This window comes from Desulfatiglans parachlorophenolica (assembly GCF_055394735.1).
The window spans coordinates 2095348-2111206 of sequence record NZ_AP042460.1 but is presented as its reverse complement, the minus strand read 5'-3'; the positions used below and the strand labels follow the sequence as shown (position 1 = coordinate 2111206).

At 62.0% G+C, this 15859-nt stretch carries 11 protein-coding genes; 10 read left to right on the top strand and 1 reads right to left on the bottom strand.

The window, feature by feature from the left end; genetic code table 11:
- The first annotated feature begins 101 nt into the window (after positions 1–101).
- The 5 genes from ACZ500_RS09865 (at position 102) to ACZ500_RS09845 (ending at position 7414) form a co-directional block, all read left to right on the top strand.
- Positions 102–2444, top strand: a complete 2343-nt coding sequence (locus ACZ500_RS09865; RefSeq protein ID WP_464232323.1) for a penicillin-binding protein 1A — start codon at positions 102–104, stop codon at positions 2442–2444.
- A 2-nt stretch (positions 2445–2446) separates the two neighbouring features.
- Positions 2447–3208, top strand: coding sequence for an LPS export ABC transporter ATP-binding protein (lptB, locus tag ACZ500_RS09860; protein ID WP_464232322.1), 762 nt, complete (start codon positions 2447–2449; stop codon positions 3206–3208).
- 169 nt (positions 3209–3377) lie between these two features.
- Positions 3378–4319 carry a DUF362 domain-containing protein gene (locus tag ACZ500_RS09855; protein ID WP_464232321.1) on the top strand — a complete coding sequence of 314 codons (942 nt, stop codon included), beginning with the start codon at positions 3378–3380 and terminating at the stop codon, positions 4317–4319.
- Complete coding sequence (locus ACZ500_RS09850) at positions 4316–5983, top strand: 4Fe-4S binding protein (RefSeq protein ID WP_464232320.1); 1668 nt, start codon at positions 4316–4318, stop codon at positions 5981–5983. Before ACZ500_RS09855 ends, ACZ500_RS09850 begins: the two co-directional genes overlap by 4 nt.
- Positions 5984–6214: 231 nt before the next feature.
- Positions 6215–7414 (top strand): FprA family A-type flavoprotein, encoded by a 1200-nt coding sequence (locus tag ACZ500_RS09845; RefSeq protein ID WP_464232319.1) that lies wholly within the window; start codon positions 6215–6217, stop codon positions 7412–7414.
- Between the two features lie 22 nt (positions 7415–7436).
- Here the strand turns inward: ACZ500_RS09845 and ACZ500_RS09840 are convergent, their stop codons facing one another.
- Complete coding sequence (locus tag ACZ500_RS09840) at positions 7437–8273, bottom strand: nitrilase-related carbon-nitrogen hydrolase (RefSeq protein ID WP_464232318.1); 837 nt, start codon at positions 8271–8273, stop codon at positions 7437–7439.
- A 356-nt stretch (positions 8274–8629) separates the two neighbouring features.
- On the opposite strand from ACZ500_RS09840, the gene ACZ500_RS09835 reads away from it, so the two are divergent.
- The 5 genes from ACZ500_RS09835 (at position 8630) to clpX (ending at position 15854) form a co-directional block, all read left to right on the top strand.
- The gene (locus ACZ500_RS09835) at positions 8630–8794 is read left to right on the top strand and encodes a hypothetical protein (RefSeq protein WP_464232317.1); all 165 of its coding nucleotides are present in this window, start codon (positions 8630–8632) and stop codon (positions 8792–8794) included.
- A 32-nt stretch (positions 8795–8826) separates the two neighbouring features.
- The gene (locus ACZ500_RS09830; RefSeq protein WP_464232316.1) at positions 8827–11829 is read left to right on the top strand and encodes a DEAD/DEAH box helicase; all 3003 of its coding nucleotides are present in this window, start codon (positions 8827–8829) and stop codon (positions 11827–11829) included.
- An 815-nt stretch (positions 11830–12644) separates the two neighbouring features.
- On the top strand, positions 12645–13964 hold the full coding sequence (gene tig, locus ACZ500_RS09825; RefSeq protein WP_464232315.1) for a trigger factor: 1320 nt from the start codon (positions 12645–12647) through the stop codon (positions 13962–13964).
- A gap of 18 nt (positions 13965–13982) precedes the next feature.
- Entirely contained in the window at positions 13983–14597 is a 615-nt protein-coding gene (gene clpP / locus ACZ500_RS09820; RefSeq protein ID WP_464232314.1) for an ATP-dependent Clp endopeptidase proteolytic subunit ClpP, read from the top strand.
- 6 nt (positions 14598–14603) lie between these two features.
- Positions 14604–15854, top strand: coding sequence for an ATP-dependent Clp protease ATP-binding subunit ClpX (clpX, locus tag ACZ500_RS09815; RefSeq protein WP_464232313.1), 1251 nt, complete (start codon positions 14604–14606; stop codon positions 15852–15854).
- Positions 15855–15859: the final 5 nt, after the last annotated feature.

The window sequence follows — 15859 nt, the reverse complement described above, 5'->3', positions numbered from 1 at the left end:
TTGAGGTGGGCGGCGGGGGCCGGAGTCGGCAGCGGCGACGACGGATCATGCAGAACCGCCGTTCACCGTGACGGGGGCATGTCTTGTTCAAACAGCTTTTATTGGGATTTTCCATAGTGTTCGGGATGGCCCTGCTGGGTCTCCTGGGTGTGGGCGCCTATTTCTGGTACATCTGGTCGAGCAATCTCCCCTATATCGGGGTTCTCAAGGATTACAGGCCGCCTGTGGTGACGCGGGTCTACAGCGCCGACGGCGAGGTGATCGGGCGATTCTGGGAAGAAAAGCGTGTACTCGCCGATCTGGATGTCTGCCCGCCTCATCTGATCCAGGCGTTTGTGGCTGCAGAGGATGCGCGCTTCTTCGAACACGAAGGGGTGGATATCAAAGGCATCGTGCGTGCGATGATCCGCAACTTCACGGCCGGGAGGATCGAGCAGGGGGGGAGCACCATCACGCAGCAGGTCACCAAATCTTTGCTGCTGAAGAACCCCGAGAGGACCTACCGGCGCAAGGTCCGGGAGGCCACCCTGTCCCTGCAGGTCGAGCGGGAGTTCACGAAACACGAGATCCTCTATCTCTATCTGAATCAAATCTACCTCGGACAGGGGGCCTACGGGGTTCAGGCGGCGGCGGATACCTATTTCGGGAAGACGGTGGAGGATCTGACCCTCGCCGAATCGGCCATGCTGGCGGGTCTGCCGCAGGCACCGGCGCGCTATTCGCCGGTCAAGCATTTCGATCGGGCCAAGGCTCGGCAGCGTTATGTGCTCGAGCGGATGGTGGAGGAAAAATTCATCACACGTGAAGCGTTCGAAGAGGCGCTCGATGCGGAACTCGATATCCAGGAGCGCGAGGACAACACCTTTCAGAAGGCGCCGTATTTTACGGAGCACGTGCGCCGGGAACTCCTGGAGCGCTACGGCCGGGACATGCTCTATCGGGGCGGCCTCGAGATCCACACCACGGTCGACCTGAAGCTTCAGAGGGAGGCTAAAGAGGCGCTTCTGCGCGGGTTGGCCGAACTGGACAAGCGGGAGGGCTACCGCGGCCCGCTGCGCCGCATCGAGGGCGCCGAGACGGATCGGTTTCTGGAAGAGGAGGCCATGCGCCTCACTGCGGATCCGCCGGAGTCCGGTGATGTCCTCGAGGGGTTGGTGCTCGATGTCGATGACCGAAAGGGCGAGGTGACCGTCGGGCTGGGCCGCGAAAAGGCGCTGCTCCCGCTGCGGGAAATGGCATGGGCGCGGAAACCGAATCCACGGGCGGCCCATTACGCCGCCGAACTGAAGAAGCCTTCTGCGGCACTGCGCGTTGGGGACGTGATATTGGTCCGTATCCTCCCGGAGAGCCCGCCGGAGGGGTATTCCCTGGTGTCGGCGCTGGAGCAGGCCCCTGAGGTTCAGGGGGCGATCCTTGCCATGGAGCCGGAAACGAGAGCGGTTCTGGCCATGGTGGGAGGAAGGGATTTCAACGAGAGCCAGTTCAATCGGGCAACGCAGGCAAAGCGCCAGCCCGGATCGGCCTTCAAGCCCATCGTGTACGCCGCCGCGCTGGACAAAGGCATGACGCCGGCCGATGTCCTGATGGATTCGCCGATCGTTGCCGGCGGCGGAAAAGATGGCTCGGTCTGGAAGCCCAAGAACTACAAGGATACCTTTTACGGGCCCACGCTCATGCGGACGGCCCTGGCGCAGTCCCGCAACGTGATCACCGTCAAGCTTCTCCGGCGCATCGGGGTGCCCTATACCATCGATTACGCCCGAAGCCTCGGCATCACGTCCGATTTGACCCCCAATCTCTCGCTGGCCCTCGGTTCTTCGGGCGTGTCCTTGCTGGAACTGACGCAGTCCTATGCGGTTTTCGCCAACGAGGGCAAGGCGGCGGCCCCGGTCTTCGTGACGCGCATCCTGGATCGCGACGGGCGTGTGCTGGAGGAAAAGCATTCGGAGGACGAACAGGTGATTTCGAGGGAGACCGCCTACGTGATGACGGATCTGATGAAGGCGGTGATCCAGGAGGGGACGGGCTGGCGCATCAAGACGTTGAAGCGGCCTGCCGCCGGCAAGACCGGGACGACGAACGATCTTCGGGATGCCTGGTTCATGGGGTTTACCCCGCAACTCGTCACCGGGGTCTGGGTCGGCTATGACGATCAGCGGTCTATGGCCCGGGCCGAGACCGGCTCGCGCGCTGCCAGCCCGATCTGGCTGTACTTCATGGAAGCGGCGCTCGAAGGAAAGCCGGTGCGGGATTTCGAGGTCCCGGAGGGGATCGTTTTTGCGAGGATAGACGTCAAGACCGGTCTGCTGGCCGGTCCGTCATCCGGCAAAACCGTTCTCCAGGCCTTCGTCCAGGGCACCGAGCCGCGGGAAGTGACCCCGGAGCCGTCGGCCGCACGCTCCGGGCAGTTCACCGAGTTCGATCTGGGCTTCGAGGGGAATTGACGATGGCGGGCAATCAGATGCTCGAGGCGGTGGACCTCACCAAGCAATACGGCGGGCGCACAGTGGTGAATCAGGTGAGCCTCCGGATTCGATCCGGTGAGGTGGTGGGGCTGCTGGGGCCGAACGGGGCGGGAAAGACTACGACCTTTTACATGATCATCGGGCTGGTGCGGCCGGACAAGGGAAAGATCCTGTTGAACGGGGAGGATATCGGCGACCTGCCCATGTACCAGCGTGCCAGGAAGCACATCACTTACCTGCCGCAGGAGCCCTCCATCTTTCGCAAGCTCACGGTGGAAGAAAACATCATGCTGGTGCTCGAGACGCTCGACATGACGGCGGAAGAGAGGCGCCGGCGTTTGGCCGAACTCTTGAAGGAACTGAACGTTGCGCGCCTCGCGAAACACAAGGCCTACTCCCTGTCAGGGGGCGAGCGCCGGCGCGTCGAGATGACGCGGGCGCTGGTGCTCGCTCCGGCCTTTATCTTGCTGGACGAGCCGTTTGCGGGCATCGATCCGCTCGCCATCAACGACATTCAGAACATCATAAAGCAGTTGAAGGAGAAGGAGATCGGCGTGATCATCACGGACCACAACGTGCGGGAGACCTTGAAGGTCTGCGACTACGCCTATATCCTGAACGACGGGGTGATCCTGGAGTCGGGACCGCCTGAAAAGATCGCCGCCAGCAAAAAGGCCCGGGAGTTCTACCTCGGAGAGCACTTCGAGATGGAGAACTCCCGCTCGGCCGAGGTGGCGTCGTGAGCGCCGGAGCAGAGGAGCGAAGGGGTTGAATCAGGAAAGTGCCGGATAGAGATGCGTCCGGTCTCTGAATGACTCGGACAGGTGGGGTGCCGTCGGCGCGGTGCGCGCCGTCGGGCGCCGGAGAGGGCTCGTCGCTTCATGGCGGTGACGGGAGGCTGGAGGTTCGGTGATGCTTGAAAAAGACATGACGCGCAGGACATTTATCAAGGGATCCCTGGGGTTGGCCGCGGCAGGCTCCCTCGGGATGATGGTCGGCGGGTGGCCGGGGAGGCGGCTCCACGCGGCGCCTTATCCGGACGTGGTGGTGGCCGAAGGCCCGGGCCCTCAGGCGACGCGGGCGGCGGTCAAGGCCCTGGGGGGCATGGGGCGTTTCGTCAAGGGGGGCGACAAGGTCGTGATCAAACCCAACATGAGCTTTGCGAGTGGCCCCGAGGAGGCGAGCAACACCCACCCCGATGTGGTGAAGGAACTGGTCGGAATGTGCCTCGAGGCGGGCGCCTCATCCGTGAAGGTCCTGGACAACACCCTGCGGCCGACGGAGCTGTGCCTCGAAAAGGGCGGGTTCCTGGAGTCCTGCCGTATGATGCCGAATACCCGTGTGGAAGGTCTGAAGGAAGAGCGGTTTTTCAAGGAGGTTCCCGTGCCCGATGGGCTGAATCTGCGCAGCACCAAGGTGATGCAGGATGTCCTGGAGGCCGATGTGCTCATTGCGGCTCCGGTCGCAAAATCCCACGGGGCGACAGGGGTGACCCTTTCCATGAAGGGCATGATGGGCCTGATCTACGAGCGGGAGTCCTTTCACTACTCCATGGATCTGAACACGGCCATCGTGGACCTTTGCACGGTCGTCAAGCCGAAGCTGGTGGTGGTGGACGCCACCCGCATCCTGAGCGATGGGGGGCCGTACGGGCCGGGGAAGATCATCCGGTTGAACCAGGTGATCGCTTCGACGGACATGGTGGCGGCCGATGCGATGGCGGTTCGGCTCGGGACCTGGTACGGGCGGAAGATCGAGCCCCGTCAGGTCAAGCATATCCGGATGGCCCATGACAGGGGCCTTGGCAGCATGGAGCTCGAATCCCGAGTGGTCGAACGGGTCAGCGCTGGATGAGGCTCCAGCGTGTGGTGCAGTCCCTGGCCCTGGCGGGCTTCCTGTGGCTGCTGTTCCTCAACAGCTATCCGCTGCCGGGCTGGGTCGAGGTGGATCTCTTTCTGCGGCTCGATCCGCTCCTGTCGGTCGGCACTATGGTGGCCGCCCGGGCCTTCGTCCCGCGGCTCGTCTGGGCGCTGGTGATCCTGGCAGCGGCTTTTCTCCTCGGACGCTTCTTCTGCGGCTACCTCTGCCCGATGGGCGTAACCATCGATCTTTGGGACCGCCTGAACCGGGTAGGGCGCCGCCGGGGCCGCGATGCGAATCCCGTCTCCAGGCGGCTGCGCCGATCGAAATATCTGATCTGGATCGGGCTCATGGGGGCTGCGGCCGCCGGGTTCTCGGCGGTCTTCCTGTTCTCGCCGCTTTCCCTCATGACCCGCTTCTACGGCCTGGTCCTGCACCCCCTGCTGCTCGACGGGGCGGCCCTCGGCCTGGGAGCGGCGCGGCCCGCGGGGGAGTGGCTCGGATGGGAGGACTTCCGCTATCTGCAGCTGCGTGAACCGGTTTTTTCGACGGGGCTTTTCATCGCCTGCCTTGTCATAGGGGTGCTGCTGCTCGGGCGGTTTGCGCCGCGCTTCTGGTGCAGGTATCTCTGTCCGGCGGGGGCGATGTTGGCCCTTTGTTCGCGGAGGCCGCTCCTGAGGCGCCGGGTGTCCGATGCCTGCATCCGCTGCGGAAAGTGTGCGGAAAACTGCCCGATGGGGGCTATACCGGAGGACTTTTTCAGTACGAATCATGCGGAGTGCATCGTCTGCCTGAGGTGCCGGGAGATCTGCCCGGCCGGTGCGATCTCCTTCGGTCCGGCCCCTGCGAACAGGCGCGCCGCAGCACCCGCGCCGGATATGGAGCGGCGGCACTGGATCGGGGCGGGGCTCACGGGGCTGGCGGCCGGGGCCGTGACCATGAACGGGCTCGGACAGCTCTTCGACGGCACGGCGCGCGCGGATCTGCGCTCATCACGGCTCGTGCGGCCCCCCGGCGCGCTGCCGGAGCAGGCCTTCCAGGCGCGGTGCGTGCGCTGCGGCGCATGCATCGAGGGGTGCCCGACCAACACCCTGCAGGCGGTCTGGTTCGAGGCCGGGCTCGACGGGATCTGGACGCCCCGGATCACGGCGCGCCTCGCCGCCTGCGAGCAGTTCTGCACGCTGTGCGGACAGGTCTGTCCGACGGGGGCGATCCGGCCGCTGCCGCTCGAAGAGAAGCTGTACGCGAAGATCGGGACGGCGCGGATCATCCGTTCCCGGTGCATCGCCTGGGAGCAGGAGAAGAGCTGCCTCATCTGCGACGAAATCTGCCCTTACAACGCCATTGTCTCCCGCTTTATCCCCGGCCACTCGGTGACGGTCCCCTTCATTCAGGAGAACCGCTGCAATGGCTGCGGCTACTGTGAAAACAAGTGCCCGGTCGACGGCGAGTCGGCCGTTGTCGTGGAGGTGGTGGGGGAGGTCCGATTGATGAGCGGAAGCTATCGGCAGTGGGCCCGCGAGCGAGGGCTTGTCCTGGAGGCCCCGCGGGCGGCCGAGGAGACGGTCCTGGCGCCCCCCGGTGAGGGCGAAGACGCGCCCGCGCCGGCAGAAGGTGCGCAGCCCAAGCTGCCGGCCGGCTTCGATCTGGGAGAGTAGAGGAGATGCGGTCCGCGATTCGTTCCTCGTTTCCGGATGGAAACGGACGCGTGTTCGACAACGGTTTGCAGGTGAAGACCACCGGCGTTCGTCGGCCAGAATGGATGGGGTTATCTCCGTTTTTTTTGCTGACAACAGGGCCTGCCGGCCTTGCCGATGAAGCGGTTTCCGAATGGCGGCCCGCGGGGAAAGATGCGTCCTGCGAAGTGCACTCGAGCATGGGAGGATAGAATGTCTGCCTTGGAATTTTTACCGAATGTCTACTGGGTGGGGGTGGTCGACTGGAATCTCAGGGATTTTCACGGGTACGCGGCCGCCCCGCGCGGCACGACCTACAACGCCTATCTGATCAAGGGCGAAAAGACCGCCCTGATCGACACCGTGTCGGCTTCCTGCAGCAGGGCCTTTTTCGAGGCGGTCGAAGAGGTCGTTCCCCTCGAAGCGATCGATTATCTGGTCGTCAACCACGTGGAACCGGACCACTCCGGGTGCCTGACAGAGGCCGTCGAACGTATCCGCCCCGAGAAGATCTTCTGCACAGCCATGGGGAAGGCCTTCATGCTCTCGCATTACCACCGCTCCGACTGGCCCTTTCAAGTGGTTCAGACCGGCGGGAGCCTTCCCCTCGGCGGGAAGACCATCGATTTCCTGGAGCTGAAGATGCTGCATTGGCCCGACAACATGGGCTGCTACCTACGGGAGTACGGTCTTCTCATTTCGAGCGACGCCTTCGGGCAGAACTGGGCCACCAGCGAGCGGTTCGATGACGCGTTGGATTTCCACGAGATGGCGGACTTGATGGGTTCCTACTATGCGAATATCATCCTGCCGTTTTCGGACCATGTCCTGAAGGCGCTCGGGCGGATCGAAGAACTCGGCTGGCCCGTCGGGATGATCGCGCCCTCGCACGGCGTGATCGTGCGGGAGAACGTGGAGGCGGTGATCGGGTTGTACAGGAAATGGGCCCGGCAGGAGGTCGCCCGGAAGGCGGTGATCGTCTACGACACCATGTGGAAGAGCACCGCGGCCATGGCCGATGAGATCGCGCACGGGCTCATCGAGAAGGGGATCGATGTGAGGGTGTTCCACATGAAGGCCTGTCATCACAGCGACGTGATGGCGGAGGTGCTCGATGCCGCGGCGGTGATCCTCGGGTCCTCTACCCACAACAACGGGATGCTGCCGCTCATGGCGGATATGGTGCGCTATATGGAGGGCCTGCGGCCGAAGGGGAGAATCGGTGCGGTCTTCGGGTCCTACGGGTGGAGCGGCGAGGCCCCGAAGCACCTGGCCGAGGCCATGGAGCGGATGCGGATGAAGGTGTGCGATGTCGTGCGGGTCAAGAACGTCCCGACGGAATCCGATCGCGCTGCCTGCAGGGACCTCGGCCGGCGCCTGGCGGCCGAGATCGAGGCGCTCGCCGTGGCTTGATCGCCCCGGCAGGGCGCGGGCATTACGGGTATTGACGCAACGGTTTCAAGGTCTTCTGAAATTCCTCCGCTGTCTTTTCCCAGCCGGCCTGCCGCTCGAGCGGCTTGCGGTCCTGCAGAAACGGATGGCTCCGCCGCAGGCTCAGGACCTCGCCTGCATCGATCTCCGCCAACAGAAGCGTCTCTTCGGCCCCGGCCCGGGCGAGGGTCTCCCCGTTGGGCGAGACCACGGTGGATCCGCCGCTGAAGGTGTGTCCGCCGCCCTCGCCGACGCGGTTGACCCCGACGATGTAGGCCTGGTTCTCAACGGCCCGGGCGGACAGGAGGATGTCCCAGTGCCGCTGACGTGCGGCGGGCCAGGAGGCGATGACGAGGAAAAGGGTGCAGACGCCGGCCAGTGCCCGGAAGAGTTCCGGAAAGCGCAGGTCGTAGCAGATGAGACAGGCGGCCTCGAAAGGGGGCAGGGCGAAGGGCGCAGGCCGCTCGCCCGGGCCGTAGTGGCGGTCTTCTCCCAGGATCGCGATCTGGTGGATTTTGTGATAGAGGGCGAGATCGGTCCCGTCGGGGGCCACGACCAGGGAGGCGTTTCGGGGCGGCCCGAGGGCTTCCTCGATGACGAAGCCGCCGGCGACGCTCATGCCGGTTTCTTTCGCGAGGGTGCGGAGAAAGGTGGGGGTGGGGCCGTCGGGGCCCTCCGCCGTGACGTTTGTCTCCATCGAAAAACCGGTGGCGAACATCTCCGGGAGGACAAAGAGCCCTGCACCGGCCTGTGCGGCGGCGTGGGCCGCGCGCCGCGCCGCCTCGTAATTGGCGGCCCGGTCATGCCAGTGGATATCGATCTGGGCTGCGGCGATCTTCATGCGGTCTGGATCCTCTGCGTCTCCTGCTGATTCGGGAGCGGCCTTCTTCGCCGACGGGGCGTCGAGCGGCGCAGGCGGCGGCCCTGCGCGGCCCGGGAGGCCTATCCCGGTGTCGGGGGTTTGCCGGCCTCGGGTTTCTACGTTCGTGCAAGCGGCGGGTTCTTATTGGAGGATGTCCCGCTCAAAAGCCCGATGGATGTCCTGCGCATCGAGGATGATGCATTTCATGACGACAGCGGTTTGGACAGCGGGTCCGGCGCGCTCGGCCCCGGGGTCGGAACGTGTGCTGGATCCAGTATGCGCAAATGGGCGGCTTCGGGCCAGCACTTTTTCGTTTAGGGAGTTTCCATCCGGAAATGGTCTTTTTGGCCAATCTCGGCGTCAATCTGCACGTTTGCTTGTGCGGCGACCTGCAGGTCGCCTCCGCGCAAACGCTTGATTTCCTTGATATTGGCCAAAAATCCTCATTTCCGGATTGGAAACTGGGTTCTATAGGGAAATCATTTCCGGATGGATACTAGGGAGGATCAGGACAGGATGAATGGACGACAAGATGCATAAAAGGGCCCCGGCCGAGCAGGCTCCGGCGACCGGGCTGCAAGGGGATCGAACGGGCGCCCTTTTCGATCGGGTGGAGTTTCATCGCAACGGGCTTGCCCTCCTTCCCGCCGCGTCCGATCCGAAGCCCGGGGTGGCCTTCCTGCACGACGGCGGGCCCCGCGGGATTCGGCAGCGGTTTTGCACCTGTGGAAGCCAGGAAGGCGTCTCCTGCCTTCATACCAGAGACCTCGTGAAGGCCGAGAAGGCGCTGAAGGCCTGTTTCGATAAAGGAGACCCCGACAGAGCGTTTCGTGAGAGTGCGTGGTTCAAGCTGGGAGCGTTTATGGGCGAAGGCGCATCGGATACCCCTGAATCGGTGCGGTTTCAGGTTCAAAACGGGGAGCGGCCGGTTATCCGGGTATCCGGGAGACGTGATTTTCCTCTGGTGACGTATTTTCCCGAAGGCGATGAAGGCAGGCGGTTCATGGATCGATGCGGCCGGGGTGATTCTCCGGCCGGGGCGCTTTCACGCGGCGAGGTCATCGACCGGCTGCGTCTCTTGACGATGACCGAGACCGAGCGGCTCCTGGCCAAGAGAGGGACGAAGACCCGCGGTCAGGTCCTGGAAGAGGGGTTCTGGTTCCTGTTCGCCTATCACTGTTTCCGGGAGTATGGCAGCCGGCCGATGCGCCTCGAGCCGGCGATTTCAAGGAGCAGCGGCGAGTTCACCATCCGGTGCAAGGGGGAAGACGACAGGGTTTTCTGGCGTGTGGTTGTCCCGAGGGAGAGGGTCAAGGGCCTTCTCGGGAGCCTCGGGGGCCTCCTTGCGAACCGCCATCGGATGGCGATCCATCCGATACCGCTCAAGTCCATTTTCAAGGTGAACGCCACCACCGAGATGGATCTCGAGATTCGACCGATGATCGAGGTTTTGCAGGCGGGCGGTGAAAAGGCCTTTTTCGACCGGGAGGACCTCGAACGTTACCGCTATGGCGATCTGATCTATGTCCCCGAACTGGAGTTGCTGGCGGAGTTGGAGTCGACCGGAGACAAGACCCGGAAGTTCGGGACGCCGGTCAGGATGGTCCTCAAAAAATCGCAGATATCGAGCTTCCTCGAAGAGGTGCTGGGAAAAGCCGATGAATGGTCCCCGGGTGAGAAACCCGGGATGCTGGGGTTGAGGCTTCACCGTGAGGCGGAATGGCTGGCGATCGAGGCGCAGGATCTGGATCCTGACTGGTGCTGGCTTTCCGCTTCATACGGTTTTGGAGACGGCAGCCTCACGGTCGAAGAACTGCTGGAGGCGCACAAGACCGGGCAGCGCTATGTCGGGGTGGCAGGGGGCTGGGTGGATCTCCGCTCCGAAAAGCTCTCTGCGCTCGACGCCTTTCTGGAGCGACTGCCGGAGGGCTGCCGGGTCGAAGGCAGGCGCGGGCTCCGGCTTTCGAGGGTCGAACTGCTGCACCTGAGATCGACCGTTGCCGACCCCCCGCGTGTCGGCGGGAGGCCTGCGTTGTCTTCCGTGGTCGAGTCCTTTTTCAATCTGAAAGCGGCCCGGCCGCTGCCGGCGCTCGAGGGGATGGGGTGCCAACTGCGGCCCTATCAGGCCGAAGGCCTTCTATGGCTCTGGTTTCTCGTCGAAAACGGATTGGGCGGGCTCCTGTGCGATGAAATGGGCCTCGGCAAGACTCATCAGATCATGGCCCTGATCGAGGCGCTTGCGCAGACCGACCGTCTCTCCTCGCCGTGTCTGGTCGTTGCGCCTACGACCGTCCTGAGCCACTGGGAGGCGAAACTCCGGCGCTTCGCCCCGGGGCTTGCGACCACCGTCTACCACGGAGGAGAAAGGCGATTGGACGATGCCCATTCCCGGATGCAGGTCTTGTTGACGAGCTACGGGATCCTTCGGCAGGACGCCGATCGGCTGAAAGGCGTGGAGTTTTCGCTGGCCGTCTTCGACGAGATCCAGTATCTGAAGAACCCCGAGACGCTGGTCTATCAGGCTGCGCAGGAGGTTCGCGCCCCGGTCCGGATCGGTTTGACCGGGACGCCGATCGAAAACCGCCTCTCCGACCTGAAGGCCCTCTTGGATCTGACCGTACCGGGGTACCTGGGCGGCAACCGGTTTTTCGAGCGGCAGTACGCCCGGCCGATCATTGAAAGGGCCTCGGAGCAGGCAGGGGAGGAGCTTGCCCGCCTGTTGAGGCCTTTTGTGCTGAGACGGCGCAAGAGCGCGGTGCTGCAGGACCTGCCGCCGAAGATCGAGGATTTTCGGAGCTGCGCGCTCAGCGCGGATCAGTTGAGGCTCTACCGGGAGGTCATCGCAGCCCGAAGCCCCGAGATCCGGCTGGCGCTGGCAGAGGCCGGGCGTCCGGTGCCCTATATCCATATCTTCGCCCTGCTCGATCTGCTCAAACGAATCTGCGACCATCCGGCGCTGGTGACGAAGGATCCCCAGCCCTATACGGAGTACGAATCGGGCAAGTGGGAGGTCTTCAAGGAATTGCTCACCGAGGGGATCGACAGCGGGCAGAAGATTGTGGTCTACAGTCAGTATCTGGGGATGATCGGGATCATGGAGGAATTTCTCCGGTCCGAAGGGATCGGGTATGTGACGCTCACGGGCGCGACCCGCCATCGAGGGGGGGTAATCGAACGGTTCAACGAAGACCCGGATTGCCGGGTCTATGTCGGCAGCCTCAGGGCGGGGGGGACCGGCATCGATCTGGTTGCCGCCTCCATGGTGATCCACTACGACCGGTGGTGGAACGCCGCCCGGGAGGATCAGGCCACGGACCGCGTCCACCGCATCGGCCAGAAGCGGGGTGTTCAGGTGTTCAAGCTGATCACCGAGGGGACGCTCGAGGAAAAGATCGCCGCCATCATCGAGAAGAAGCGCGTCTTGATGGAGGAGGTCGTTCCGGAGACGGATCCCGGGGTCCTGCGGCAGTTCAGCCGGGAGGATCTGCTGGATCTCATGGACGTCCCCTCGCTGGAGTTCGGAGCAAGGGCGTGAGACCGGTGGTGTCCTGTAAGGCGGCAGCGTTTCCGCGGGGCTTGGTTCGCCGCGATCTGTTGTTCGTTTCTCCAACCCCTTGCTTCTCTGCACCCGTGCCCCTCCTTCAGGGTACTTTTTTGTGGAATCCCGACCCACGTTTTAAGTTGAAGAAACATTGACAAAATTTCACCGGATAAGTTAAAATTTCACGTTTACGGTTTAGGCTCTTCTCCCTTTGGGGGAAGATCCGCCAAAGCGTTGGACGCCCGGTGTGACCCTTCCAGTCGCCTTGTTCTCCCGAGCAGGTAGACGGGCCGATCGGTTTCGCAGTGAGGTGTTCGGGTAGAAGAGGGGGCGTTTTCGTCTCTTCGAGGGGAAACGATGCAAAGCGGAAAGGCGGATCCGGAGGTGTTCCAGGCCTTGGCCGGGAGTCCGGCAATATGGCGAAAAACGCTTTCCGGAGCGCTCTTTTGTGGGCCGTGTGCTTGAAATCGCCGGAAAGGTCGTTATTTTGATACGAAATGTTTTCGGTCGGATACTCGATCTCCCTGCGTCTAAGAGCGCCTCGCCTCAGATGCAGCCAGCCTCCGCTGTATTGTGTCCGTCCATAAAAACATCCTGAAGCGTGTCCACCTCTGAAACGGTTTTTGGACACCAGCGCGTTTCTGATCCAGAAAAAGACGATCTTACGCGGTTTTGTGGAAATCGACCCCTTGGGTCGCTTCCGGGGAGTGCTCGCAGGTTCTCCAGGAGGGAACTCTGAAGGCTATCTGCAAGATCGATGGAGATCCTCTTCTGATTGGAAACGATCTTAAAGAGTGAGGAAAGAACGTATGAGAACCCAGGTGGAAGACATCAGTGCGGTCAAGAAGAGACTGGTCGTGGAGATCGATGCGGCGGAGGTGGATAACGAGTTGAGCGCGGCTTACAAGCGCCTCGGCAAGACAACCAAGCTTCCGGGATTCCGTCCCGGCAGGATCCCGCGCGGCGTCCTCGAAAGCTATTTCGGCAATCAGGTCAAGGAGGACGTGGCGAGAAACCTCATCAACAACACGATATCCGAGGCGCTCAACGAGGCCCGGACCTTTCCGATCGGTGCGCCGATCCTCGAAAAAGACGACCTGAAACCCGGCCAGATGTTTCAGTACAGTGCGGTGTTGGAGGTTCGACCTGTCATTGAACTGCCGGAATACGAAGGGCTCGAGGTGGGAAAGGAGATCCTTCAGGTGACCGACCAGGATGTCGAGAACCAGCTCGAGCGGATCAGGCAGGGAAACGGCAAACTGGAGACGATCGAGGAGGATAGGGCGGTCGGGAGCGGCGATTATGTCGTGGTGGATTACGAGGTCTACGACGGTGAAGCGTTGGTGGAAGGATTCGGGGCCAGCGATGCCGTGATCAAGGTGGGTGCGCATGAGTTCGACGCGGACGTCGAAGAGGCCTTGATCGGGATGCAGAAGGGCGGGGAGAAGGGGGTCACGGTCCACTTTGGAGAGCATCACCCGCGGGTGGACCTCGCCGGCAAGGACGTCCTTTTCAAGGTGCGTGTCAAGGAGTTGAAGACCCTCGTCCTTCCGGACATGGACGATGCCTTCGTGGAAGGGTTGGGGGCTGATTTCAAGAGCGTGGACGAGTTGAAAGCGAAGATCGGGCAGGAGATCCGGACGGCCGAGGAGCGCCGAATCGACCAGGAGCTGAAGCAGCGGCTGATCGAAAAGATCGCCGAAAAGGTCGATGTCGAACTGCCTCCGGTGCTGGTGGAATCCGAACTGCAGATGCGCATCGAAAATCTCAAACAGAGCCTCAAGCGCAGCGGGGCCGATCCCGAACAGGCCGGTCTGACCGATGAACGGATGAAGGTCGATCTCAGGCCCGTTTCCGAGAAGCGCGTAAAGAATATGCTTATCCTCGGCGATATTGCCAGGGAAAAGGGCCTGAAGGTGGGAGAGGAGGATTTGGAGGAGCAATTCGCCTCGCTCGCCGCCTCGACCGGTCAGGACGCGGCGATCCTGCGGAAATACTACGAGGCCAGGGAGCTTCTGGACGGCCTGAGGCAGCAGCTGCTGGAGGAAAAAACGTTGAAGTACCTGGTTGAGCATGCTAGGATTTCAGATGTAGAACGAAGTGTTCTAACCGGAAATGCAGCGAAATAAGGAGAACGTGCTTTCGAGATGCTGATACCTATTGTTGTCGAACAGTCAAACCGCGGTGAGCGGGCCTACGATATTTACTCGAGGCTCCTCAAGGACAGGATCATCTTCATGGGCGAGCAGGTCATGGACGCCACGGCCAACACGATCATCGCCCAGATGCTCTTCCTCGAATCCGAGGACCCGGCCAAGGATATTCACTTGTATATCAACTCGCCCGGAGGTTCTGTCACCGCCGGGTTGGCGGTATACGACACCATGCAATATATCAAACCGGCCGTGATGACGATCTGCATGGGGCAGACGAGCAGTATGGCCGCCCTGCTGTTGGCGGCGGGCGCCAAGGGGAAGCGCTACGCGCTCCCGCACGCGCGGATCATGATCCACCAGCCTCTGGGAGGGGCGCAGGGGCAGGCGACGGACATCAGTATCCACGCCAGGGAGATCCTCAAGGTGCGGGACACCCTCAACCGGATCCTGGCCGACCATACGGGGCAGGACATCGAGCGCATCAACCTGGACACGGAACGGGATTTTTTCATGACCGCCGAAGAGGCCAAAGCCTATGGTATCATCGACAAGGTCATTACCCGCAGGGAAATGGCGGGTTTTTCGGAAAATACTGACGGAAGGTAAGGTGATATGAGCAAACATCACGATTCCGGTGACGACCTCTTATGCTCCTTCTGCGGAAAAAGTCAGGACGAGGTCAAGAAGCTGATCGCAGGGCCCTCCGTGTACATCTGTGATGAGTGCATCCAGCTGTGCAACGAAATCATCGCGGAAGAGTATACGCAGGATGCGGACGGCCGCAGCACCAAAGATTTGCCTAAGCCGTCGGAGATCAAGAAGATCCTCGACGAATACGTGATCGAACAGGACAAGCCGAAAAAGGTTCTGTCCGTGGCGGTTCACAACCATTACAAACGCATTGCCACCAAGATCGACATGGAAGGCGTCGAGATCGAGAAGAGCAATATCCTTCTGATCGGCCCGACGGGTTCGGGCAAGACCCTTCTGGCTCAAACCCTGGCCAAGATCTTGAAGGTACCCTTCACGGTTGCGGATGCAACGACCCTGACGGAGGCCGGTTACGTGGGCGAGGACGTCGAAAACATCATTCTGAACCTCGTTCAGATGGCGGATTACGATGTCGAAGCGGCCTGCAAGGGCATCGTCTACATCGACGAGATCGACAAGATCGCCCGCAAATCCGACAGCCCATCGATTACACGGGACGTCTCCGGCGAAGGGGTGCAGCAGGCCCTCTTGAAAATCATCGAGGGAACGATGGCCAATGTCCCGCCGAAGGGTGGGCGTAAGCATCCCCAGCAGGATTTCGTCAAGGTCGACACCAGCAATATCCTCTTCATCTGCGGCGGGACCTTCAACGGCCTCGACAGGATCATCCGGGGCCGTGTGGGCAGCAAGATGATGGGTTTCGAGGCGGACATCAAGGACAAGGAGGAGACGGATATCAATCGGACCATGTCTCTTGTCCAGCCGGAAGACCTGATCCGCTTCGGGATGATTCCGGAGTTTATCGGGCGTATTCCCATCATCACCACGCTCGATCTGCTGAGCCTGGATGCCCTGGTGCGGATCCTGACCGAACCGAGGAACGCGCTTCTGAAGCAGTACCAGAAACTCTTCGAACTCGAAGGGGTCAAGCTCAAGATAACCGATGCCGCACTCCTGGCCATAGCGAAGGAGGCCATCAAGCGCAAGTCGGGCGCGCGCGGATTGCGCTCCATCCTGGAATCCGTCATGCTCGAGATCATGTACGATATCCCCTCCACTCCGGGTGTGCATGAGTGCGTGATCGGCGAAGACGTGATTCTCAAAGGGGAAACCCCTCTTCTCATCTACGAAAACCAGATTGGATACGCGTAAGGGCT